20 protein-coding genes are annotated in these 24918 nt (G+C 44.1%); 13 read left to right on the forward strand and 7 right to left on the reverse strand.

All coding sequences use genetic code 11. The features are described 5' to 3' along the window. Positions 1 to 222 precede the first annotated feature (222 nt). Positions 223 to 1266 carry a sensor domain-containing diguanylate cyclase gene (locus tag CWC03_RS11535; protein WP_138582057.1) on the forward strand — a complete coding sequence of 348 codons (1044 nt, stop codon included), beginning with the start codon at positions 223 to 225 and terminating at the stop codon, positions 1264 to 1266. A 52-nt stretch (positions 1267 to 1318) separates the two neighbouring features. Here CWC03_RS11535 and CWC03_RS11540 read toward each other — a convergent pair whose 3' ends face one another. Then, entirely contained in the window at positions 1319 to 2020 is a 702-nt protein-coding gene (locus CWC03_RS11540; protein WP_138582058.1) for a transglutaminase-like domain-containing protein, read from the reverse strand. Between the two features lie 236 nt (positions 2021 to 2256). Here CWC03_RS11540 and CWC03_RS11545 point away from each other — a divergent pair, with 236 nt between their 5' ends. Beyond that, on the forward strand, positions 2257 to 2655 hold the full coding sequence (locus tag CWC03_RS11545; protein WP_138582059.1) for a hypothetical protein: 399 nt from the start codon (positions 2257 to 2259) through the stop codon (positions 2653 to 2655). On the opposite strand, the gene CWC03_RS11550 is transcribed toward CWC03_RS11545, so the two are convergent. Together CWC03_RS11550 and CWC03_RS11555 are read right to left on the reverse strand one after the other, a co-directional pair. Then, positions 2652 to 3341, reverse strand: coding sequence for a helix-turn-helix transcriptional regulator (locus tag CWC03_RS11550; RefSeq protein WP_138582060.1), 690 nt, complete (start codon positions 3339 to 3341; stop codon positions 2652 to 2654). The genes CWC03_RS11545 and CWC03_RS11550 overlap by 4 nt on opposite strands. A 36-nt stretch (positions 3342 to 3377) precedes the next feature. Further along, complete coding sequence (locus CWC03_RS11555; RefSeq protein ID WP_138582061.1) at positions 3378 to 4301, reverse strand: manganese-dependent inorganic pyrophosphatase; 924 nt, start codon at positions 4299 to 4301, stop codon at positions 3378 to 3380. Between the two features lie 207 nt (positions 4302 to 4508). On the opposite strand from CWC03_RS11555, the gene CWC03_RS11560 reads away from it, so the two are divergent. Both CWC03_RS11560 and mutM read left to right on the forward strand, forming a co-directional pair. Next, positions 4509 to 4994, forward strand: coding sequence for a hypothetical protein (locus CWC03_RS11560; RefSeq protein WP_138582062.1), 486 nt, complete (start codon positions 4509 to 4511; stop codon positions 4992 to 4994). A 24-nt stretch (positions 4995 to 5018) separates the two neighbouring features. Further along, positions 5019 to 5828 carry a bifunctional DNA-formamidopyrimidine glycosylase/DNA-(apurinic or apyrimidinic site) lyase gene (mutM, locus tag CWC03_RS11565; protein ID WP_138582063.1) on the forward strand — a complete coding sequence of 270 codons (810 nt, stop codon included), beginning with the start codon at positions 5019 to 5021 and terminating at the stop codon, positions 5826 to 5828. 13 nt (positions 5829 to 5841) lie between these two features. Here mutM and CWC03_RS11570 read toward each other — a convergent pair whose 3' ends face one another. Both CWC03_RS11570 and CWC03_RS11575 read right to left on the reverse strand, forming a co-directional pair. After that, a complete protein-coding gene (locus tag CWC03_RS11570; protein ID WP_138582064.1) occupies positions 5842 to 7461 on the reverse strand; it encodes a flagellar assembly protein A in 1620 nt (539 codons plus the stop codon). 165 nt (positions 7462 to 7626) lie between these two features. Next, positions 7627 to 8520, reverse strand: coding sequence for a LysR family transcriptional regulator (locus CWC03_RS11575; RefSeq protein ID WP_138582065.1), 894 nt, complete (start codon positions 8518 to 8520; stop codon positions 7627 to 7629). Between the two features lie 110 nt (positions 8521 to 8630). Here CWC03_RS11575 and CWC03_RS11580 point away from each other — a divergent pair, with 110 nt between their 5' ends. The 7 genes from CWC03_RS11580 to CWC03_RS11615 all read left to right on the forward strand — a co-directional run bounded on the left by CWC03_RS11580 (position 8631) and on the right by CWC03_RS11615 (position 21767). Next, entirely contained in the window at positions 8631 to 10199 is a 1569-nt protein-coding gene (locus CWC03_RS11580; protein ID WP_138582066.1) for an NADH-quinone oxidoreductase subunit L, read from the forward strand. After that, positions 10199 to 12631 (forward strand): YbcC family protein, encoded by a 2433-nt coding sequence (locus CWC03_RS11585; protein WP_138582067.1) that lies wholly within the window; start codon positions 10199 to 10201, stop codon positions 12629 to 12631. Before CWC03_RS11580 ends, CWC03_RS11585 begins: the two co-directional genes overlap by 1 nt. Before the next feature lie 137 nt (positions 12632 to 12768). Then, a complete protein-coding gene (locus CWC03_RS11590) occupies positions 12769 to 14652 on the forward strand; it encodes a hypothetical protein (RefSeq protein ID WP_138582068.1) in 1884 nt (627 codons plus the stop codon). A 313-nt stretch (positions 14653 to 14965) separates the two neighbouring features. Then, a complete protein-coding gene (locus CWC03_RS11595; RefSeq protein WP_010605716.1) occupies positions 14966 to 15256 on the forward strand; it encodes a helix-turn-helix domain-containing protein in 291 nt (96 codons plus the stop codon). Next, positions 15246 to 16595: a type II toxin-antitoxin system HipA family toxin gene (locus CWC03_RS11600; protein WP_138582069.1), complete on the forward strand. Its 1350-nt coding sequence runs from the start codon at positions 15246 to 15248 to the stop codon at positions 16593 to 16595. The genes CWC03_RS11595 and CWC03_RS11600 overlap by 11 nt, the downstream gene beginning before the upstream one ends. A gap of 48 nt (positions 16596 to 16643) precedes the next feature. Continuing rightward, positions 16644 to 17762, forward strand: coding sequence for a hypothetical protein (locus tag CWC03_RS11605; protein WP_138582070.1), 1119 nt, complete (start codon positions 16644 to 16646; stop codon positions 17760 to 17762). 882 nt (positions 17763 to 18644) lie between these two features. After that, positions 18645 to 21767: a DEAD/DEAH box helicase gene (locus tag CWC03_RS11615; RefSeq protein ID WP_138582071.1), complete on the forward strand. Its 3123-nt coding sequence runs from the start codon at positions 18645 to 18647 to the stop codon at positions 21765 to 21767. Positions 21768 to 21785: 18 nt separating this feature from the next. Here CWC03_RS11615 and CWC03_RS11620 read toward each other — a convergent pair whose 3' ends face one another. Then, positions 21786 to 22331, reverse strand: a complete 546-nt coding sequence (locus CWC03_RS11620) for a DUF6933 domain-containing protein (protein WP_249314015.1) — start codon at positions 22329 to 22331, stop codon at positions 21786 to 21788. 129 nt (positions 22332 to 22460) lie between these two features. Then, complete coding sequence (locus tag CWC03_RS11625) at positions 22461 to 23321, reverse strand: YicC/YloC family endoribonuclease (RefSeq protein ID WP_138582073.1); 861 nt, start codon at positions 23319 to 23321, stop codon at positions 22461 to 22463. Positions 23322 to 23474: 153 nt separating this feature from the next. On the opposite strand from CWC03_RS11625, the gene rph reads away from it, so the two are divergent. Both rph and pyrE read left to right on the forward strand, forming a co-directional pair. Further along, entirely contained in the window at positions 23475 to 24188 is a 714-nt protein-coding gene (rph, locus tag CWC03_RS11630) for a ribonuclease PH (RefSeq protein ID WP_010377321.1), read from the forward strand. 21 nt (positions 24189 to 24209) lie between these two features. Continuing rightward, on the forward strand, positions 24210 to 24854 hold the full coding sequence (gene pyrE, locus CWC03_RS11635; RefSeq protein WP_017217061.1) for an orotate phosphoribosyltransferase: 645 nt from the start codon (positions 24210 to 24212) through the stop codon (positions 24852 to 24854). Positions 24855 to 24918 lie beyond the last annotated feature (64 nt).

A 24918-nucleotide genomic window follows, 5' to 3' on the forward strand; every position in this document is an offset into this window, starting at 1 on the left:
CGTGGCAAGTGCGTTCGGGCCAGCTTTGACGATGAATTCAGGGCAGAGCTTATCTTCGGTTAATGGTCGTTAACGAAGTATGCTCTCACCCTGGGTTGCTCTACTTATATTCTTATTTCTTACATAATCGTGTGAAAATATTCCTAATAATTCTAGTATTTAAGACTATGCTTAAAAATTATGGCGCGTTATGCTAGCGGAAAAGAATAAAATCTTCGTATTATGTTGAAGAACTTTAGCAATGTCACTCAGAGGCTTAGGCGGCTCAGTTCGCAGGAACTTGATGTATCGGGAACATTTCAAAGCTTCCTGATTGATTTACTTGATGAAGGTAAACGTACCTTAGACGTCACTCGAGTTTCTGTCTGGCTATTTGACGATCTTGACAAACCTTCTGAGCTTATCAATGTTGCGAATACGGATTGGCAGGATGATGAATTACCGATGCAATTACCAGCCTTAACGTATGAGAACTTTCCAGCTTATTTCTCTGCAATTAACAGCGGACAATCAATAAATGCGAACGACGCGGCTGCGGATCCCAGAACATCTGAATTTCAAGAGTGTTATTTAACCCCAAACCACATAGTAACCATGTTAGATACTGTGATCTTTAAAAATGGTATTCCACACGGGGTGGTGTGCTGTGAAGGAAATGATGGTGTACGCACGTGGCATAAAGATGAAATCGCTTTTGCAGAGATGATTGCAGACTGCTGTAGTCGCCGATTACTGGTTAAAGAGTTATGGCAGTTACAGCTGCAACTCACTGACATGGCGTTTAAAGATCCACTCACGGGATTGAGTAATCGACGCTTTTTAATGGATAACGCAAAACGTGAGATCAGTCGTCATGCCCGCTTTGATCATCCATTTAGTATGATGATGCTAGACATAGATCAGTTTAAAAAAATCAACGATAATTACGGCCATGAAACCGGTGATTTAGTGCTAAAAAGCTTTGCCGAAATCTGTGTGAATACCCTAAGGCTAGAAGATTGCATGTGTCGTTTAGGCGGCGAAGAATTTATCGTGCTGTTACCTAACACGCCAGTAAACTCTGCGATGGTGATTGCCGAGCGCTTGCGACGGGAAATAGAGCTAGCGGTTATTTCCACACCGTCAGGGGAGATAGCCATTACATCAAGTTTTGGAGTTGCTGAAGTTAATACCAATTTACCGTTTGGTCATTCGTTAAAAGCAGTAGACCATGCGGTGTACCAAGCCAAAGCTGCAGGCCGTAACTGCGTGATACTTGCGCAGTAGCTGTAGTTTTAAAAATGCCAGCAACAATTACGGCCAGGTTGCTATTTTGAATTTAGTTGAAGCGCCCAGCCCTTACGCGTTTTACTCGTAGATTTATCCAATGTCTCAAGCCGTGAGCATACAACCACTGCTTGATGCCAGTTAGATTTTTGTGTTGCTGATAAAGCGTATCTGGATTTGTAAAAACCCCTAAATCGCGTGTGATACTTTGTTTTTGAATATATGCACCCTTTAACGAAAAGCGATTATTGGGTTGCTGTAAACAGGGAGTGGAAATACCAAATCCAGTAAAGTTTCGTGCCATAGAGAACTGTTGCTGAACCTGTTTAAGGTAGCCGTCATCTATTATGTAACCTTCAAGCTCTACCCAGTTCGCCTCTAGATAAACCTCAACCCAACTATGGATAATACTTTTTGGAGCAAACCACGTCAGTAGGGGAGGGATTAACCCTTGTTTAAGATCGTTGGCTATCTCAAACCCATGAACTCGGGTGGGAATACCACAAGCCCTGAGCAGTGCAACCAGTAATGTTCCTTTGGTATTACATTGTCCATAGCCTTGCTTAAGCACTTGGCTTGCAGTTAGTGTATCAGTCTTACTATAGCCAAACTCAATGTCGTCTTTGACGAAGTTATAGATTTGCTCCGCTGCCGTGATTTCATCAAGTTGCCGCCAACCTTTTGCTTCTATTAAACTTTGGATCTCTGAATGTTGATAATCAACTAAGGGGGTAGTTACTAAAAATTGTTTCATGGTTATGCTCCTATTTTGGTAGTAGTGTGATACAACTTAGGTAACTAAGCTTGAATAAACTGGCTAAGTTCATGGTTAGTTAATGGGTATACATTTAGATTTTTTATTTTGTATTTAGGGAAGGATCCTATGAGAAAAGCAACAGAGGTTGTTGACAAGATATGTACTGAGGAAGCACGGACGCAGCGATCAAGTGACCGCGATAACATATATTACGGTTATGAAAGGTCGCTTGCATGAAATGGAAAGTCTTATTTTATTTCTTACTACTGACGTTTATTGCCTCAATCTATGATGCATTTACGCTGCCGGATCATTTAGCAATAGAATCAAGCATGTTTACTGGGATTGTGTTATTGGTCGCAGATCTCTTAAATGTATTTGGTGCCTTTTGCGTCGCTTATGGTAAGCGTCCTATCACGGATGTGTGGTTTTGGAGCGTGTCCTTAGCACTATTTGTTGCTGCTAATGTTTACATTCAGCTTCAGGCATTTATTCAGTTTCGTATTGGCTATACGGTCGATGAGATGATTGTTCATTCGATTATTTTTCTTGTCGTATTAACCATATCGTCGCTGCCTATGGTCAAGTTGATTGGTGAAGCTTATAAACGAGGTAATAAACAGACGGCTTAGTTTATAGTGCTTTGTGTTTTTAATGCCTCAGTCGGTGTGATGCCAAACTGCCGTTTAAATGTACGGCTCAAATGAGCGCTATCTGCAAACCCCGCGAGCATGGCAGCTTGTGTAAGGTTGTTGCCTTGCTGTATGGCAACAACTGAGCAGATCAGCCTGCGCCACAGCACATAAGGTCGCCACGCTATCCCCACTTGCTCGGTAAAAAGATGTAAAAAGCGACTTGGTGAGAGATAAAGTGACTTGGCAATCGTATTGGCGCTAAAGTGACTGGGTTTAAGGCAAGTTTGTGCGTTAAAACAAGCATCTAATTGCGTCAATAGACGATTAATTCGTGGATCTAAATCGGTCGTCGGGAGCTCGGTAAGTCCTACTGTGCGTATTAACTCGGCAAGCTTGGCATTGCTCTTTGGTGCAGTATTTATCTTGATTGTTGCGCAGCTGTTGCTCTGGAGTTGCTTACCATACAAGCTTTTTGGCTCGACTAGTATTACCCACCCGGAGGTCATTTTTAAGCTATGTTCTACACCGCCTGCAATTACGCTTGGGCCAAATAGCGTCTTGTCACCAACTTGTGCGATACAGTTGCTCAAGGGTAGGTTAATTTGAATAAGGTGATGTGAATGGCACGCGGCATTCAAGTCGTTGACAAAGGAAGCGAATATACCAGGAGTGAGGTGCAGCATAAAAAACAGCCGAGGCGTTCACCTCGGCGTGCAGTATTAACCAGCAAATGCGTCTTGCAATGGTGGTACAACTTGCTTTTTACGGCTCAGTACGCCGTCCAACCATACTTTGCTTGCTTCAGGCTCAACGTCGTATGCTTTTGCGATGATCGCTTCATCATCAGAAGCGATCAGCATTTGTGAGCCTTCTTTCATGATATCAGTAAGTAGCAGCATCACACTGTGGCGACTACCTTCTTCTTTTAAATTTGCGATATCGGCATGTAGCTCATCTTTGATCTTATCAAATACAGCAAGATCAACCACTTCAAGCTGGCCAATACCAACAAGGTTGCCATTCATGTTAAAGTCTTTGAAATCACGCATAACCAAGTCACGAATTGGTGTGCCTTCAACTGCTGATTTCACCTTGAACATTTCCATGCCAAGCTCTTTAGCATCATCAACCCCCGCGATTTTTGCAAGTGCTTCAACACATTTGATATCCGCAGTAGTACAAGTTGGTGATTTGAAGATGACCGTGTCACTTAGGATTGCACACATCATGATCCCAGCAATGTTTGCTGGGATTTCGACATCGTAGAAGTCGTACATCATTTTAATGATCGTGTTACTACAGCCAACAGGGCGGATCCAACACTCAAGTGGTGTTGAAGTTGTAAGGTCGCCTAGTTTGTGGTGATCAACTACGCCAACCACAGTTGCTTTATCGATGTCGTCTGGTGCTTGTGTTTTTTCAGTGTGGTCAACGATATACACATCTTCGCCAGCATAGCTCATCTTAAGCTCTGGTGCTTCAAAACCAAAACGGTCAAGAATAAACTGAGTCTCTGGTGAGACTTCACCCAAGCGCGTTGGGATTGCCTCTTCACCAATTTGGTTTTTTAAATAAGCAAGTGCGATTGCACCGCAGATTGAATCTGAATCAGGGATCTTATGACCCACTACATACATTGCCATTGACGGAACTCCTTAAAATTTTGCCCACATTCTAGCAAAATAACTTGCCATTTAAATAGTGTAAATGCGCAATTTGGCGTAGATCGGGTGCGGTAATGACAGATTGTTAAATTAGGCGGAATCGCCTCAGCGAGCGAGGGCTAATTGAGCATGTATAAATGCAAATTAGTATTATACACTAGCCGTTCAAACGCTTAGGAGATGGGTATGATTCAAATGAGCCGTAAGGCGTGGAATAACGTGGTGATCTTTTCCATGTTACTGATGATCTTTTTTCTCAACGGACTCCACTATAAATTGAATCCCAGCGACGACAAAGCAAAGATACAAGCTGTGCTACCAGAGCAAAGCTTTGTCTTAACCGTGGCATTTCCGGGCTATAAAATTGAACGCATTGGCACGAGCTGGCGTATAGAGATACCGCAAGGCTCAAACCAGAGCTTTAGTGAAGATGCCTTACGTGCGCTTGTCGCCAAGTGGCAAAGTTTACAGCTATTGGTTGTTGAGGCGCCAAAGCAGTTGGAACCCGCGCTCAGCGCTGCGCAGTTTTGGCTGGCAACTCAAGAGCTTCCGCTCAGCTATCAACTGTATCCAAGCGATAATGGCTTTGTATTATTTGATAAACAACAACAGCGTTGGTTTGAGCTTGATATTGAGCAAGCCAAAGTATTGTTTCAACCGATAGAATTGTAATACCACACAGTAATAGAGTGAATTATGCCTGAGTTACCAGAAGTCGAAGTGAGCCGTTTAGGCATTCAACCGTATTTAGAGCAACACATTATCCAAAGCGTAAAAGTACACAATGGTAAGTTGAGATGGCCTGTACCAGAGGAAGTGCAATTGCTTGAGGGTGAGAAGGTGCTTGCGGTTAAGCGACGGGCAAAATATTTGCTTATCGAATCCAAGCATGGCACTGCGATTTTGCATTTGGGGATGTCAGGAAACTTACGTGTTGTTGATAGCACCGAGCCACTAAAAAAGCATGATCATGTGGAGATCATTCTGGCCTCAGGTAAGTCGCTCAGATTGAACGACCCGCGTCGCTTTGGTGCCTTTTTATGGCAAGGTGCGGGCGAAGATCATAGCGTTTTTGAAAAGCTGGGTCCTGAGCCGTTGACCGAGCTCTTTACTGCAGAGTACTTATTTGAAAAAAGCAGAGGCAAGAAGCAGCCGATTAAACAATTTGTTATGGATAATCATGTGGTGGTTGGTGTGGGTAATATCTATGCTAATGAATCTTTGTTTAAAGCGGGGATCCATCCCAAAAAAGAAGCAGGTAAAATTTCACTTAAACGCTACCAATTACTGACACCAATCATCAAGGAAACCTTAAGTTCAGCTATCAAACAAGGGGGGACGACACTTAAAGACTTTGCTCAAAGTGATGGTAAACCGGGTTATTTTGCTCAAGAATTGCTAGTGTATGGCCGTAAAGGTGAGCCTTGTATTAGCTGCGAAACGCCACTAAAAGAGATACGTTTAGGGCAACGCAGCACAGTGTATTGTTCTAAATGTCAGCGCTAAAGTAAAGTGCAGGCTAGGAGCCCGCGGTTTTAAAGTCTATCTTAACTTGGTTTTCTTGCAGTGTTGCTGAGCAAGGGGGATAACTGCGGGTTGTTTTATACACGCGGTCAAATATATGGATTTCCACTCCTGAATGAAGCGCTTTGTTTGCCGTAAGTTTCGTGTTGTCGAGCAAATCGTGTAAATCGTGATCAAGTTGGCTGAGCTTTTGCTCAAGATGCTCGGCCTGCTGGCAGTAGTGCATTTGTGTTGCGCCAATTTTAGTTTTGAGTTGCTGCTTTTTAGCAGCATCTTTTACTAATTCTGCTTTTTCAATCGCTTGTTGTAATTGGTCTAAAGAATCATTGGTAGCGGCGACTTCTTTGAATAAAGTGTCGGTTTCTTGGGTGATTTTAAGACCTTTGCGTGCCAGATAAATCATCATTTTAGCGCCAGACTCACTGCCAATTTCACCTGCAACTACCATTTGCGCATCAATGATTGAGCCACCTATCAGCTTGCCACTTGGGTGATCGCCGGTACCAACTTGTACCAGCTTTTGCGCTTTAATATCGCAGTGATTGCTTTGCTTATTGATAATAATGTTATCGCCCTCAAGATAAGTATATTGTCCATGGGCAATCTCAACATTGCCTTTGGCGATAAGTTTGCAGGTTAAGCCTTGCTCATTATTTTGATGGTCAACGTGGCCGATCACGCCACCTCGTACCTCAATGTTACCGCCAGCGGTAAGTTCTCCAGATTCCACCGTGCCGAGCACTGTGATATCGCCTTGTGCAGTCACGTGCATACCCGGCTCCACATTATGGGTGACCACAACGCTGCCATTAAAGTCAACGTGACCACTTTTTACTGTGACATCGGCAATCGTAAATACGTCATCCACGCGCATACCGTTGGCGATATCTGAGGGGCAACCTGCGATAGTTGCGATAAGCTCTAGTGGATTGTTGGGGTTTATCTCGGTGCCTTCTCCCGCCATAAGCTGAAATGACTCGCCAGGCTTTGCTTCAATACTTTCACCGGTTACAGTAAAGCCTTCTTTACCAGGCGTTGCGGGCTTTTGAGTCACTAGTAAGTCACCCGGTGCCACGCTTGCAAGCTTACCAAAATCACGCATGTCAACGGTGCCATCTTCACGCATTCTAGGCTGCTTGAGTCGCTCTTTTAAAGTTTGTACATGCGGCAGTAATTTTGCTGACTGGCCGTCTTGCGGAGGTCGGCCTTGGGCGATTAATCCAGATGCTTCTTCGCCAGGTGGAAGTTCAAATTGTTTGCGCAGGATATTTTCTAGGTAAGCTTGCTTATAGCCACGACTGACGCCTGCTTTAACAATGGCTTTTTTCGCTTCTTCTAATGATATCGCTTTACCACCACGAGCCGTTTTAAGTTGTCCAAATGCTTGCATTTTATCGTCACTTAAGGTGACTTCAAATTCAGCATCATGTTGTTTAGCAACGACGATTTGGCTCTCGGGGAAGTCGCTTTGGAAAAAGGCATTAATCGAGTCGTGATCGATTTCGCAATCTGCAAATTGTGACTTTTCAAGTGCTTCAATCACAAACGCGGCACTTGGCGGTGAAGCAGACTTCACATCCATTAAGATATTGCCATTGTGCGCAAGCTTGAACACGATAACTGCCTCGTCGAATTTTTATCCTATAGTTTCAGCTTGCTAAAGAAACATCAATTGGTCAAGTGCTTAGGCCAATTTTCTTACGTTAATATGGGTTAAGTTAAAAAACAGAAATAAACCGTGACTTTCTAATACTTTCAGGTGGATAAAAATCAGCGAGCATTAAAAATGCTCGGATCTATCATGCGCTTCTTTCAGTAGCGTTTTAATTGCTTCAGGAACAACCTTTTTCTGTGTTGAAATGGCATAAAAATACTCATAGATATTAGGCAAATCTTGATACTGTTGTAGCACCCCTTGGGCGATTTCGTCTTTTACTACTACGGCAGGTAAAACGGCCACCGCGCCACTGTCTCGTGCCAGTAGTCGCATCATCGCCATATCGTCGACCTCTGCCAAAATGTTGGGAAAGTACTGATGCTGAGCGCATAGTGCATTAAACGCGGTGCGTACATCCGAATTGGCGGGAGGCAAGATCCAGCGTGTTTTTTCAAAGCCTTGTGGAAATGGCGTGCTTGGCTTGAGCGCTGGCGGACCAATGATCGCAAGAGGTTGCTTGGCAACCAGTTGGCACTGCCAATAGGGATCTGAAGTATCTAGATTTATTGTGCGGTTGGTAAGTACTAAGTCCAGCTCATAATTGGTTAAGCCGTTGAGTAGTTCTGAAATACTGCCTGACTTTAACTTAAATTGCACATCGCTACGCCGCATTAAAGGACTAATAAAAGCTTCTACAAAGTTACGTGACAGAGTGGTCAACACCCCAATCGTCACGTGGGTGGTTGACTGTACGCCTTTGCTTAGCAAGGCTTCGAGCTCTTGCCCCGTGGTAAAAATATCATCGGCGTAGCTCAACACCTTTTTACCCTGATCAGTGAGCATTAGGCTACGGCCTACGCGCTCAAATAGCGATACTCCGACACTATGTTCTAACTGTTTGATTTGCGTCGAGAGCGCAGATTGCGAAACATGTAATTCTTTAGCAGCTTGAGTCAGGTTTCCGAGCTTGGCAACCTGCCAAAAGTAGTAAAGGTGGTGATAATTAAGTCGGCTCATCTATGCATAATTAAAACAGAACGAATAGTTAAATTATATCTATTTTTATTAAATTAAAAAGGTTGGAATAATGACCTAATTCAAGACTTAGGTGAGAAGCATACAAAGTGATGATTAATATCTTAGTGGTGTTGTTGCTATTACACTTTTTGATTGCTGCGTCTTTCATGAGCACAGCGTCTCGTAGTAACGCTGGGTTATTTCGTATCGCGAACGGTTTTGCTGTCGGTGTGGCAATTTGTATCGCTTTTGGCTGGGGGAGTTTGGCAACGCAAGGTGATATTGCCAGTAGCCTGTTTGAAATAAACTTTTTACGGCTTAGCGTGGTGTCATTGATTGGCTTTATGAGCTTTATTTTACTGCGTTACTCCATTCACTATTTACATGGAGAAAAACACCGGGGCCTTTATTTTCGCTATCTACTCACCACCTTACTGAGTGTGACTGTCGTGGTGCTCAGTAATCACCTAATCCTATTTTGGTTGGCTTGGGTCGGTATTAGTTTGAGCCTGCATCGTCTGCTGCTGTTTTACCCTAACCGCCCGAGAGCGGCATTGGCCGCACATAAAAAGTTTATTTTGGCGCGCTTGGCAGAAAGTGCATTGCTGGGGGCTTTTATTTGTATCTACCTCAGCACTGGCATGCTCCAGATTAACGATGTCACCGATTACTATCTAACTCACTCAACGACACTGACTGTGTTAGATCAATCAGCAGCTGGCTTACTTGCAATTGTGGCACTGATAAAGTGCGCACAATTGCCTGTGCATGGCTGGTTGATGCAAGTAGTTGAATCACCCACACCGGTAAGTGCTCTGTTGCATGCAGGGATCATTAATCTGGGCGGTTTTTTGGTGATGGTGTTTGGCCCTTTGATTTTACGCGTAGAAGCTGCGAAATGGCTGCTCTTGATTGTGGCAGGAATAACGACATTATTGGCCGCACTTATCATGACAACGCGGATCAGTTTAAAAGTGCGCCTGGCTTGGTCAACCTGTGCACAAATGGGATTGATGCTAGTGGAGTGTGCTTTGGGGCTATATGAATTAGCGCTACTACACTTATTGGCGCATTCAGCCTACAAAGCCCACGCATTCTTAAACTCAAGCCAGTGGATCCATGAAGATTTGACTCGTCGCTTGAGCGACCAACTTGAGCCACCCTTGTGGCAATGGCTTATTGCACTTGCCGTGGCAACTGGCCTCACTACAGCAGCTGCAGTTGTTATTGAATATCAAGGTCCTGTCAGTATTTGGGGATTAATGGTTGGCGCATTGACGGTGTGGCTAGCGCTGCGCTTTGAGGCGCAAGCCCCTAGTAGCTATTTTAGAATTATCACCGCAGCCGCGGTGTTATTGGCAGCCTATAGTGCGCAAAAGTGGCTATTTCATTTGGTGGTCGCGCTACCAAATGAGCTCAGGGCGCAAGCACTCGATGGAGCTGATATTTGGTTGCTCAGTCTGGTAGTGGTACTCATCGTAGTAAATTATCTGCTCTATTACCGCGCGCATTTGGTAACGGTGCAAAAACTCTCTCGGGTGTTGTATGCCGGCTTGTATTTAGACGAGTGGATGACGCGTTTAACCATATTACTTTGGCCCGTCCATTTGCCAAGTATTAAAAAGCAGAAACACTTAGCCATTCATCGCTATGCTGCAGGGCACGAGGAGCAGAAGTAATGATAGAGACACAAGACAACAAACAGACTCAGCTATCCAAGCCGCAACAGCAACAACTCCTGAGTGCTGAAACACGCATTGCGCCAACTTGGCCACTCGATCAATTGATCGCGGTGAATCCATTTTGGGGAATGCGCGATCTGCCCTTTGATGCGGTGGTCAATAAAATGAGTGCGTTGGCACAGGTTAGAATGCTGATGCCCGTGGCATTTTATCTTGAAAAATGGCAGCAAGAGGCGATTTCAGAGCAAGCATTGCAGCAATCTGCGGCACATTACGGGGTGGTTCGCAGCACCAATGCGCTACTTAATTGGCTCAAAAAAAGTCACTGTGGCGAGTTGCCACATTGGCATACATTAGCGGATTTGCTTGACCGTTATCGCTCTGAGCATAAGATGCCTTGGCAGGAGGAGATCAGCCACCAAATTAGCCAATTTTGCGCCGCGCATTATCAGCAGGTGCAGCCTATTCTCAAACAAACCCAAGGTGAAGATAAACTCTGTTTGTATCGTCACTGGCATGAAACCGTATCACGTGACTTGGGGATAAGCATCGTCATGGGGGAGTCAGGCTTAGTGGATTACTTTAAGGCTCTGCCAACATCACCTGAGTCTTTAATTGCACTCGCTGTCGACACCTTAGGGATTGGGTTTAATGAGCTGAGTGATTATGCGCACATGCTACTGCTAGACATTAATGGTTGGGCATCTTGGGCGGCTTATGAACGCTGGCAAGCAGAACTTGCCCAGCATCCAGCTTCCGATATGCGTGCGCTATTGGCAATTCGAATGGCGTGGGAGCTGGTGATTTGGCGTTATGTGAGTGAGCGCCATCCAACGACCTTTACCCGTATTCAATACCATTGGAACAAGCAAAAGCTGCAACTTGCTGAGATTGTGCTTGAACATAAAAAAGCATTGTTGCCACGGCTGGTATTTCAGCGGGCACTTGAGCTTAGTTATCAAGCCACTTTAGTGGGACAGATAAAAGCTCAGCAGGTAAAACCTGAAGGCGCTCGTGAGCAATCTAAACCGACATTACAAGCGGCTTTTTGTATTGATGTGCGCTCAGAGGTGATCCGTCGCGCGCTCGAAGCTCAAAACGCAGGTATTCAAACCATAGGTTATGCTGGCTTTTTTGGCCTACCGATTGATTATCATGCGACGAACTGCCGTTTTAGTCGGCCACAGTTACCCGGCTTGTTAAAAGCACCAATCACCGCAATACAAACGCCAGCCCCCCAGTACCTTGCCACAAAACGCCAGCAAGCTGGCCGTTGGCATAGCTGGTCTCACTCTGCTGCGGCTTCATTTTCGATGGTGGAGTCGATGGGGATGAGTTACTTTTATCAGCTATTTAGCAAAGTGTTTTCACTGCAAAAAACTCAGCACCCCGTCGATAGCCATATTGATTCAAGAAAGTGGCAGTTAAAACAAGGCGAGCAAGAAGTTACTGTTTTGGAGCAAGCTAAACTCGCAGCTGGCATATTGAAAGGAATGGGACTGACTGAATTTGCCGATACAGTCCTCTTGGTTGGCCACGGAGCGCATACCACCAATAATTTACATGAAGCCGGGCTGCAATGTGGTGCATGTGGCGGCCAGTCGGGGGAAGTAAATGTTAAAGTACTTGCGCAACTTCTTAACGACCAAGCTGTACGCGCAGAATTAATCGCGCTAGGCATCGCTATTCCGTCGCAAACCCATTTTGTTGCAGCGCTACATAATACCACCACTGAAACAATTACCCCCTATGGTGAAATAGATACAGAGATAACCCGCTGGTTAAAGCAGGCAGCGCATCTGGCTCGAGTAGAGCGTGCCCATACGCTTGCGATAACTGGCAAAGAGTTATCTGTACAGCAATTAGAGCAGCAATTTATAGCCCGGACTAAAGATTGGTCTCAAGTCAGGCCGGAATGGGGCCTTGCCAACAATGCAGCATTTGTGGTCGCACCGAGACAAGTTACGCAGGGAGTTGACTTTCAAGGCCGAGTCTTTTTGCACGAATACAGCGCCGAGCAAGACCAAGACTTTAGCCAGTTAACTGCTATTTTAACCGCCCCTATGCTCGTCACTAACTGGATCAATATGCAATATAACGCTTCGGTAACCGATACCCACAAATACGGCAGTGGTAACAAGGTGTTGCATAATGTCGTGGGGGGCAGAATTGGAGTGTTTGAGGGCAATGGCGGAGATTTGCGAATTGGCCTGCCAATGCAATCCGTTCACAACGGTGAAAAATGGATGCATACCCCACAACGTTTAAGCGTCATTGTACAAGCACCAACCGAGGCGCTTGAGCAAATCATGACAGCACACTCAGTTGTAAAACAATTGGTAGAAAACGAGTGGCTTTATCTTCTGTCTATTTCGCCTAATTGTAACGAAGTTAGACGATTTGATAATGGTAAGTGGGAACTTCTTTGAATTCAAACGAAACTCGTTGCAACTTAATAAGTTATTGTGCAGAGTATTGCAGAAATTGAAAGGTGTGGCAGGACGCTACGTAAGCTAAACGACCTCCTAGCCACCGACATTGGACTGTTTATACAAGGAGGCTGCTAGTGGCTTTTGATTATGGCTCTATTGATTTAGGGCTTAAAAACCCATTTAAAACGGAAGGTAAAATCACTGCTATTCGTGGTGCAATACAAACTATTGCGGGCATTGCATTACTGGTGATTGCCGCCAGCTCCGTTAAGAGCGATGCGGGTATGGGTTGGATCATCATGCTATTTGGCATGTTGATTTTAGGTATTGGGATCACTTCTCTTGCAAAAGGAATATATGCAACGCTGCGCTTTTTTGTGGGTCGTAATCACCCCACCTCTTTAGCTTATAACTTCAGTAAGTCAGAAACTTCAACCGCTCAGCAAGAAAAGGCTGATGTGGCTTACCGTGCTAAAACGCTAGAAGAAATGTTGATTGGCCGAAAGAACAGCACGTTTGTAGAACCGAAAGGTTTCTTATCGCGTTTGCTTCACAGCATTGCACCTAAATTACTTTTTCTCCCTTATCCTATCAGAAATATGAGCCAACGCTTATTTGGTGCATGGGTGAGTACATTAACCGCACTCGTGCTTTATGGTGTGGTGGCGTTTGTATCGCTATCGGGCTTTGCAGGTGATGCTGGGGAGCTGACTTTTCCAATCTATAGCACCTTACTGATGATATATATTTTGTCATGTTGGTACAGCGCGGCTAAACCGATTTCACGCAAAGCGGAACATGCTATTGAATCTTTGGGGAGTGCGACCCTTGCTAAAGTGATTTCGCTCTCTTTTGTGCTACCAATCTTGATAGGCCTAACTTTGTCTTACATCATGGATGAAGGGAAGTTAAGTAAAGCCGATATTGAGCTCTTTTTTGCGCCGCTACCTAGCCTTCACACTTGGGCTTATCTCACGGGCGTTATCGTGCTTGCACTTGGCTGTAGCGCCATTATTGCTGTTATGCTTAAAGCGCGTTTAGATAAAGTAAACCCAGTGGTTGAAGTGTCTGAATTAAGAGAGAACTGGCAAGAGTCAGTACATCCAAACGAGATATTTATTAACTTAGACAACTTGGTGATGGCAAATCGCCGCTACAAAGAAGTACCAAACCGGGTTTATCGTGAGCTAGATCCCAGCTTGCAAGAACAAGTTGATGGTAAAGGTGGCTTTAAAGGCGAAATGATCCAAGAAGTACAACCTAAAGTCCTACCCCTAGATTTAGGTAATTCATTTGAACGCTTTAGGTTTTTATCTTTGCTAGGTGGTAACTTACTGCTGCTAGTGACCCTTGGGTTAAGTGTCTTTTTTGCTTATGCCGTAGTAGATATTTACCACTATGTAACGAGCGCCAATATCAGTAATTTTTCTAGTGCCTTCAGCGAAGAAAACATTGCGTCGTTCAGCGCCGTTGTGATGGTAGCCGTGCATTTACTGCTAAGTGGCCTATTGATTAAATCGTTTGCGTCAATGCTAACCAATGCTGCACACGTATTTTATGCCGAGATGCAGTTTGAATCTCTGCTGGTTTATTTTAAGTGTGAAGGGACATTTACTGAGTCTAAAATATCAACAGGTACTGGCATTCACGATTCCACACGCTCTGAAAATACGCTAGTACGTAGCAGTATTACCCCTTGGGTAGTGGTGTCGAGAATAGTATCAACGACCTTCGCTGCCACGGGCATGAAAAACCTAGAGCACCCAAGACATATTTTAGAAATGCATAAAGACGATGCACAGCTAGGCGACATCCGTAAAGATGTGATTAACTTCTTAAAAGACCGAGAATCCATCGCCGCGATTACCAGCGAGCGTGATTTAGGCAATGCCTCACAAGTGTACCAACTCAATCAGCAAACGAGGGCGGTGGATCAAAACCACCAACTGCGTGCAAGTAGTGACGAAGCCGGTGCTTATCTGCGCCGAGAAGAAGCACTCGAAAATAAAGAAGAGTAACAGACAAATGCCACCCTCGGGTGGCAATCTAAACATATAAAAACTCAAAAACTTACCGAAAAGAAACCGCTCAAAAATGCCTGTTTTCCCACCAAACTGCCCACCACTTGTCTATGGCTTTTACTAAATCCTAGTGGTTAGCAATGGAAAAGCAGTACCGTTTTTATACTGCTGTTAGGACTTAAAAATAGAAGTTTTGAAGGGGGTTATCGAGTGATTTTTCAACATGTCATTTATTTGTGGATACAATAATATCCATTTTCTGCTTTATTTCGCTATAATAGATATAACTGTATCCATTTGGTCTTTGCGGATGAATTTTACCTTACTTGATGATACCGATGTAAGCCAAGCTTATGCGGCTTATTTGCGTGAGTTACGAAAGCAGGCAAAACTGTCACGATCTGCATTGGCTGAGCGAAGCTGTGTACCTGCTGCCACCATTAAGAAGTTTGAGCTAACTGGGCAAATTTCATTTCGCCAATTGCTGTTGCTATGGCAGACCCTCGATTCATTGGATAGGCTTTATCAGCTCACACAACCTAGCAAAGAACGCGCTGCAATCCCCACGAGTATTGATGAGGTACTAAAAGATGAGTTTTAAACCCATTCAAAAACTCATGGTAACTCGTAGATTAAGCTCAGGTGAGCAGGTTGCTGTAGGGGTCTTGGCGCAGAATCGGCAAGGCGTTTTTTTTCAGTATGCAAACAGCTATTTGCAGCAGTTTGGCAATTTATCACCTTTTACTTTGCAGTCGAGCACACAAGTTCAAGTCGCACCTAAAGCGCCGCATCAAGGTGTACATGGCGTATTTGGAGATTGTTTGCCCGATGGCTGGGGCATGCTGTTGCAAGATCGTATTTTCCGGCAAAAGGGCATCCTGCCTAATCTATTAACGGCGATGGACCGGCTGGCTTTTGTAGGTGATAAAGGCATGGGAGCGCTGTCTTTTTCTCCAGTGTCTGAGTTTTCAACCACGACGAACGCTAACATTGATTTAGCTACTTTAGGCTTAGAAGCGCAAACGCTGTTCGATTCTTCAATGTCAGATTATATGGATGATAATCACGATGAGTTAGATGGACATACTCAGCAGGTACTGGCTGCATTAGTCGCGGGTGGTAGTTCGGGTGGGGCAAGGCCAAAAGCGCAGATTTATATGCCTGCTGGGGAAACTCAGTATTGTCGAACCTTTGCTCAGCCTAGAGATGAGGCTTGGCTGATTAAATTTACCTCGAAGAATCTCGCGCTCGGCCATGAAGAAGGTTTGTGTGAGGCGGTTTATTTACAAATGGCAGAACTTGCTAAGTGTCAACCGCCGCAATGGCAACTCATTGAAGCACCACCTACAAGCGGTGCGCCTGCCTGGTTGGCGCTTAAGCGTTTTGATTACGTCACGGAGCAGACCAATTTAAGCGGCAATCGCAGTTCAGGTCGCCTGCATATGCACAGCGCTTGCGGGCTGCTGGATGCAGACTTTAGAACGCCAAGTTTAGATTACATTGATTTAATTAAAGCCAGCCGTCAGTTGTGTAAATCGCCAGCGGCTGGACAACTACAATTTCGCCGTGCCGTTTTTAACCTGCTGTCGTCTAATCAAGACGACCACAGTAAAAACTGGGCGTTTTTGCAAGTGGATGACGGTCAATGGGATCCTGCCCCTTTTTACGATGTTACCTACAGCCCACATCCATTTAACGAGCATGCCACTGCGTTCGGAGGTTATGGCAAAGCGCCACCGCTTAAGGTGATGCAAAAACTAGCGACGAGTGCTGGTTATGGGAGTTGGCATGATGCAAGGCAAGTCATTGAAGAAGTTGCAGAAGCCATCAGTCAATTTACTTATCTTGCACAGCAGCAAGGGATCAGTAAAACGACAGCATCTGCGATTACTCAAACACTGGAGCAGCGCAAACAAGAAAATGCAGCGCTTTTTCAATGACAGTAAAACAAACTTTTCAATTCACAAAAAATACATAGCAAGGTCATCGTGAGCGAATATCAATACTATAAATTTGAGCGTCTGGATGGGTATTTAGATACTAAAGCACGTCAAGCACTCAGAGCCATTTCAAGCCGTGCCGAGATCAGCGCTACGTCCTTTCAGGTGTATTACACCTACAGTGATCTAAAGGCAGAGCCTTTTGAGCTGATGTTAAAATACTTTGATATCGGTTTTTACTATGCCGATTGGGGCTCAATCGATGCCTACATCAAGCTACCAGCAGGAACGCTCCCTGAAGCTTTACTTGGCTTTTCAAGTGATGGGCTTCATGTTCACGAAAACGATGAGTGGCAGTTGCTGATCTTTTCCCTTGAGGAGTATGACGAGTATTTTGACGATGAGCATGCTGACGACTTTTTTCAGCATTTAGCCGCTTTACGCAGCGGGTTAATGCAAGGGGATTGGCGCCTCGTGTACTTTATGTGGCTCAAAGCGTTTGATTTTAATGATGACGTTGAACGAGTGCCGTTAGTTCAATTCGATTTTGAGCACCTCAGTGAAGAGGTGCTGGCGTTTGCAGCGCTGTATGATATTCCTTTAGCATTGGTTAAAGCACTCGCCATGATGCTGAACGCACAACCCAGCCATCAAGCCAAACAAGCCCAGTTTCAGTTTGATAAGTGGCTAAACAATCTCACGGAAGTTGAGAAAGACATGCTATTACGCGCGCTGTTTGAGCAAGGCCAGCTTACCCGTCACCAAGCTTTAGCGCTGACGCGAAAAGAACCTGCCAACACAGATGAGATCTATCAATACTGGTTAACCCCCAAGGTAATTTCCCCTTTCATTGAGCAAGCGCAAAGTCAATTACAGCAAGAGCAAGCCGCAGCTCTCGCAAAAAAATTAGCCATCGAAAAAGCAGAAAAAGAAAAAGCGTTGACGGATGTTTACAATCGGCGTGAGCACTACTGGCAGCAAGCACAAGAGCAAGCGGATCGAACTTGCGCCAGTGGTTACGATGCGGCATCACGCTATCTGCATCAGCTGTGTGAGGCCTATCAGTTCAAAGCGAATGAAGCGGCGTTTGAACAACGCTTTAAGCGCTTTGTTGTGGCGAATAATAGCCGTAAAGCATTGTTAAATCGTTTGAGTGATTTGTTTTAAACGATGAGGCTATAGGTCGGCCAAATGACGTGAGTAAAAAACTGATTTAGGGTTGATTGAAGGTTGTAAGCCCATCAAAAGGTCTACAGATTGTTACCCATGAAGTCACTTTGTGTAGACCTCTAACCTCTGCATTCCACCGTTCGGTAAAACGCATAGACGAGTACTCAACTTGCATTGCACACTTTATCGCGCATAAAAGTGTAATATTTTGCATTTTTATGCGCTTAAATGTGTTGTTGCGTTCTAATTGAGCAAGACCTTCCCTTTTTACAAGGCTTTTGGCACTCATCCCTGGGCTTTTGGGGCTTTTGGGGCAGTTTGGGCAAGACCTTAATTCACGTCACTTAGCCACACCCTAACCCTGCCCACAGAGCATTTATTATTTGGGGCACTATCTACAAACTGGGGCAAACTCCTAAATGAACTCAACAGATCAGTGAGGCTTATTTGGAAAAAATAGAAGCGATGAACCCAACTACACAATCACCCACAAACTCAGTACATTCAGCGCGTCAGCAGCGGATTTTGCGCTTGCCTAAGGTCGCAATCCATTTATGTTCTTTACTTGTTTGCAGAGATACTTGCTGAGAATTTCCGCGATACATTCGGAGTGGCGTGCGACGTAGCTGTAACTTTAGTTATGGTAACGCCATTATCCTTAGACGTAATTTTAAGCTTGTTTATAAAGATTAAGAGCCAGATTGGAGAGCTAGCTATTAGCTTAATGCATGACTACGCTCGCTTAATTGGGTTGGTTTTAAACGTGCGGGGGGTAGAGGTGTTAATGGCTAAAAAGCGCTTAAAGAATCAAACCGCACTTTTCACTGAATGCGAGAGCGTGTAAATTTATCTTTCATAATTAAAGGAATAGCAGTACTTATGAATCAAACTGGCATTTATGAGCAAATAATCACTAACTTGATCACGGGTCGCCTCAATAAAGAGCAATTCTACATTGGGGAGCGTGTGCTTGAACAAGCCGAAGCTGCAATATGGCTATCTCGGTTTCTAAGCAGGATCATTGAGTATGCGGTTAATTGCTTGCCTGCCGGAGACGACCAATTACAGCGTCAAATTGAGTTATCAAATCAATTGATATTATGGCTTAAAGATAGGGTCCGAGAAGATGAATTCTTCGATGAAAACTTACTAGCAGGACAAGGAAAAATACTTACGGCTTTATACGAAATTGAAAATCCTGTTGCCGCCGATTTAAAGAAGTATGTTGAAGATATATTTCCGCTAACGGGCTTAACACAAAGCGAATTATTTTGTGGCAGCAATGCAGGTTTATCTCTCGAGAGTGAGTTGAAGCGCGAAATAAGATCGTCAGACAGAATTTATTGGCTGGTCTCATTTATAAAATGGGCGGGGATCAGGATTTTCAAAAATGAGCTAGAGGAATTTACCCGCAGCGGTAAGCAGCTCAAAGTTATCACCACTTCTTACATGGGCGCAACCGATGCGAAAGCGGTTGAGTTTTTGGCTTCACTGCCCAATACAGAGGTTAAACTCAGCTACAATACTCAGCGTGAGCGACTACATGCAAAGAGCTATTTGTTTCTTCGAGATACAGGCTTTCATACAGGTTACATAGGCTCGTCAAATCTATCGCATTCTGCTCTAACCAGTGGCCTTGAGTGGAATTTAAAGATCACGTCACAAGAAATTCCGCACATTATTGAGCGTTCAATTAATACATTTGAAAGCTACTGGAATTCGAGGGAATTTGAAGTTTTTGATGGTCAAGTTAAGGCACGAGAAAAGCTTAGTATAGCGCTCAAAAATGCCAAAATGGGCGGCGTTCAAGAGCCAAACCATTACTTTGAAATTAAGCCATTTACACATCAGCAAGAAATCTTAGAGCAATTAGAGGTTGAGCGAGCTTTACACAAGCGCTTTAAAAACCTAGTTGTGGCGGCAACAGGTACGGGTAAAACGTTAATTTCGGCCTTTGATTTTGCAAAGTTTCTCAAACACAAACCCGATGCTAATTTTTTATTTATTGCCCATCGAGAAGAAATTCTTAAACAGGCGCGTCAGGCTTATCGAGGTGTTTTAAAGAACTCGACCTTTGGCGAGCTTTGGGTGAGTAACTACACTCCTGAGCGCTATGAACAATTGTTTGCATCGGTGCAAATGTTAAATAACCAACTTAACAACTTATCCCTTTCTAGAGACTACTTTGATTATATTGTCATTGATGAAGTGCATCACGTTGCTGCCAGCTCTTATCGCAGTATTTTAAATAAGTTTACGCCGAGTATTTTGCTAGGATTAACAGCAACGCCGGAGCGTCATGACGGTGCAAATATTCTTGATGACTTTTGTGGCGTGATTGCAGCTGAAATCCGCTTACCAGAGGCGATTAACCGTCGCCATTTATGTCCGTTCCAATATTTTGGCGTTGATGATGATACCGATCTTAGAAGTGTCAGTTGGAGTCGAGGGCGGTACGACATAGCTGCGTTAACCAATTTGTATACGCATAACCAGCAACGAGTTGAGAAGATTTATCAAACATTAAACGAGCTTATAACGTCTATGTCTTGCATGAAGGCATTGGCATTCTGTGTCAGCAAGGAGCATGCTGAATTTATGTGTAAGCAGTTCCTGCTTAAAGGTATATCTTGCGATTATTTGACCAGTGATAACAGCCAAGATAGAACTCAAAAGCAACAAGCGCTTCGTTCAGGCAATATTAACGTTTTATTTGTGGTGGATATCTTTAACGAAGGAGTCGATATTCCTGAAGTCGACACTTTATTATTTTTACGACCTACAGAAAGTTTAACGATATTCTTGCAGCAATTGGGGCGAGGCTTGCGCTTAGCCGACGGCAAAGAGGTGTGCACGATTTTAGACTTTGTCGGTAATGCCAATGCTGAATATGACTTTGCTCATAAGTTTAGAGCTTTGGTTGGCAAAACCGATGGGGCAATAAGTGATGAAATTAAAAATGGCTTTCCTCATGCGCCTTTAGGTTGTCGCATTGAGCTCTCGAAACAAACTCAAGACATGGTGCTGCGTAACATTAAGCAGGCGACCTTGACTAGACAGAGGTTAATTGGTTTAGCTGGTTCGTTTTCTCGAGACTCAACCTTAGAAATGAACTTGGCAAATTTCATAAAGGTATACCCACAAGTTGAAGTAGAAGCTTTGTATAAAAGACTATGCTGGACTGAGCTTTGTTTAGATGCTGGTTTGTTAAATGATGTGGATCTTGAGCTTGTTCGTAACTTTGCCCGAATGGTAAAGACAAGGTTGCTAGTGTGTGATGATCATGACTATCTAAGCAAATTAAAAGAATTCGCTACTAATGGAGCAATAACTTCAGATTTACACCAACTCATGTTGCATTATGATTTTTGGCAACAATCAGGAGAAAAGCTTGGCTTCCAAGATATAAACGACAGTTTAAACCGACTTGAGCATCAGTGGTTAAAATCGGAATTAGCGAGTCTAACCTCTTTGTTAATTGACCGTATACACCATAATCAAGAAACCATGCCTATGATGGGCAATCACCCGATAAAGCTTCATGCTCGTTATGCCAGAGAGCAAATATTGGTTGGTTTTGGTGTGTCTACTTTTGAAAAGCAGCCGAATTCTCGAGAAGGTGTTTTTAGCATTCGAGAGCAAAATATTGAGCTGCTATTCGTTACGTTGAATAAAAACGAAAAGCAGTTTTCGCCCACTACTATGTATCACGACTACGCGATAAATGAACAGCTTTTCCATTGGCAAAGCCAAAACTCAGCAAGGCCTGATTATGGTAGAGGTCTAGACTATGTCACTCACAAAGCAAAGGGTAAGCGACTTTTTCTGTTTGTTAGAGAGCAAGCAAAAGACGAATTTGGCAAAACCATAGGATTTGTTAATTTTGGCGAAGTTGACTATGTATCGCACATTGGTAGGCAGCCCATGAACATCACTTGGCAGTTGCGAAATACCATGCCGACATTTATGTGGAAACAGGCGGCTAAGTTAGCAATGGCTTAGCAGGTTGATATTGGAGCGTTAGCTTAATAAAGCGAGCATTTCCTTAATTGGCCAAATACAGTCTTTTTGTCCTTTAACCATGCAAGGGCGTTCAGCTAACCAGGCGGCAGTTCTATAAGGCGAACAATCCATGATGTTAATTTGGTCGAACCAAAGTTGATGTTCTATATCGCCTTTCATTTGATTCATCGTCCCTTGCACACTACGGTTATTGGCTTTGGCGATTGTTAGCGGGCCGAGTAATGAAGCTGCTTTTTGTAATTGCTGGTTAGTTGCACCTACTTTTAGCAAGGTATTCATAAAGCTATCAGCAAATAGAAAATCTAACTTTGCAAAATCTGGTTTGGTGAGACCAATAATAAATACCGGAAAGCGGGTTTGATTATGCATCAGGAGCACACAGTTTCTGCGCTGTATTGTGAGCAAATTAGCATGCCAATCTGACAAAGGGTGAGTGTTTGACGTGCTTAAATCAGTCAGCTTTGCATCGGAACAAGCGGGTATAACTCCTTCATTGACATGGAGCTTTGCAATGAGTTTTTGTGTACAGAAAAGGTTAATCATGCAGTTGCCTTTTTGTTCTAATAACAGTTGAAGTTTAGCGAAATTATGAAGGTTAATATACTTCATAAAATGAACCCAATAAAAAACCGCCGAGAGGCGGTTTTTCAAAGCTGATAGAATATCGGTGTGTTATTCAATATTTTGGATCTGCTCGCGCATTTGCTCAATTAGAACTTTAAGTTCAACGGCGGCGTTGGTGATGTCGCTGTTGATTGACTTTGAGGCTAGGGTGTTAGATTCGCGGTTGAATTCTTGCATCATAAAGTCTAAACGACGGCCACAAGCGCCTCCTTTTTTGAGGATTTTGTGGGTTTCTTTGACGTGTGACTTGAGGCGGTCGAGTTCTTCTGCAACATCTTGCTTTTGCGCAAGGTAAATCAGTTCTTGCTCTAGGCGGCCTTCGTCGATATCGGTTTTTAGTTCTTCTAATTTTTGTGAAAGTTTTTCACGTTGCCACTTAGTGACTTCAGGCATGTGGCCTTCAACGATGGCAACTTGCTCTAGAATACCGTCAAGACGAGTGGTGAGCATGGTTTCTAGGTTTTCGCCTTCACTTGCTCGTGCAGCTTTAAAGTCTTCTACTAGCTCAACAAAGCCACCTAACAGTTCGCTGTTTACGGTGTCTAAATCGACTTCTTCGGCTTCCATTACACCTGGCCAGCGCAGAATGTCTACTGGATTGATATCACCGCCGCTTTGTGATTGTAGCCACTTTGCGCTTTCAACAAGTTGCTTTGCAAGCGATTCGTTGACGGTTAGTTGGCCAACGTGCGCAGGATTTGCGGTGAACTTTAGGAATACTTCAACTTTGCCGCGTTGTAAGTGTTTACGCAGGCGTTCACGTATTACTGGCTCTAAGCCTCTAAATTGTTCTGGTGCGCGGATAAAGGTTTCGAGGTAGCGTTGATTAACTGAACGAATTTCCCAAACCCCAGTGCCCCAGTCACCTTTCACTTCTTTGCGGGCGTAGGCGGTCATACTATGGATCATATAAAGTCCCTAAATTAGCTTGGTTTAACTGAGGCATTATAGCCGAATTTCCACACAGCCCTAAAGTGAATTTTATTTTTAGTCGGATCGCGTGGCATAGTCTCTATGATCCCTTTATAATGTACGGCAAATTTTGATGATGGGGGAACGTGGATGCGTCCAAGCGAAAGAACTGCAAATCAGATCAGGCCGGTTACATTTACTCGTAACTATACAATGCACGCTGAAGGCTCAGTAATGGTAGAGTTTGGTAACACTAAAGTGTTATGTACGGCTTCTGTAGAAGCGGGTGTGCCACGCTTTATGAAAGGTCAAGGCAAGGGCTGGATCACCGCAGAATACGGTATGCTTCCGCGCTCTACACATACGCGCAACAACCGTGAAGCGGCACGTGGCAAACAAGGCGGCCGTACCATGGAAATTCAGCGCTTAATCGCACGCGCGCTCCGTGCCGCAGTTGATTTAAAAGCGTTAGGTGAGAACACCATTACTATCGACTGTGATGTTATTCAAGCGGACGGTGGTACACGTACGGCATCAATTAGCGGTGCTTGTGTGGCATTGGTAGATGCACTAACGCACATGCGTGCCAAAGGCATGATCAATGTAAACCCGTTAAAATTTATGATCGCGGCAATCTCGGTTGGGGTTTATAAAGGTCAGCCAATTACCGATCTTGAGTATCTTGAGGATTCAGAAGCTGAGACAGACATGAATGTGATCATGACTGAAACTGGCAAACTGATTGAAGTACAAGGGACAGCTGAAGGCGAACCGTTCTCGTTCGACGAGCTAGATGAGTTACTAGGTCTTGCGAAACATTCAATTCGTGAAATCATTGATCTACAAAAGCAAGCGTTAGCGTAATCAACATTCAGTAGGAAAGACATGAAACCGTATCAAAAAGAGTTTATTGAATTTGCCTTAGAAAAGCAGGTGCTTAAGTTTGGCGAGTTTACGTTAAAGTCTGGCCGTACTAGCCCTTATTTTTTCAATGCAGGCTTGTTTAACACAGGTCGTGATCTGGCCCGTTTAGGTCGTTTCTATGCTTCGGCATTGGAAGATGCTGGCATTGAGTTTGATGTATTGTTTGGCCCAGCTTACAAAGGTATTCCTATTGCGACAACGACAGCCGTTGCACTTGCCGATCATCACAATAAAGATGTGCCTTACTGCTTTAATCGTAAAGAAAAGAAAGAGCACGGTGAAGGCGGTAACTTAGTAGGTTCGGCGCTTGAAGGTCGTATTATGCTTGTTGATGATGTGATCACCGCGGGTACTGCTATTCGTGAGTCGATGGAAATTATCGCTGCTAATGGTGCTGATCTTGCTGGCGTATTAATCGCATTAGATCGCCAAGAAAAAGGCAAAGCTGAGCTTTCTGCTATTCAGGAAGTTGAGCGCGACTTTAATACTCAAGTGGTGTCTATCGTGAAATTGGCTGATCTGATCACTTACCTTGAGCAACAAGGTGGTATGGATGCGCACTTAGATGCAGTTAAAGCATACCGTGATAGCTACGGTGTAGCGTAAGCCCTACGATTTTCTGCAGATGGCTAGTACCATGCTAGCCATCTATTTAACCTGAGCTGCGGAT

Source organism: Pseudoalteromonas sp. S2755, from assembly GCF_005886535.1.
In the GTDB taxonomy this organism is placed as follows: Bacteria; Pseudomonadota; Gammaproteobacteria; order Enterobacterales; family Alteromonadaceae; genus Pseudoalteromonas.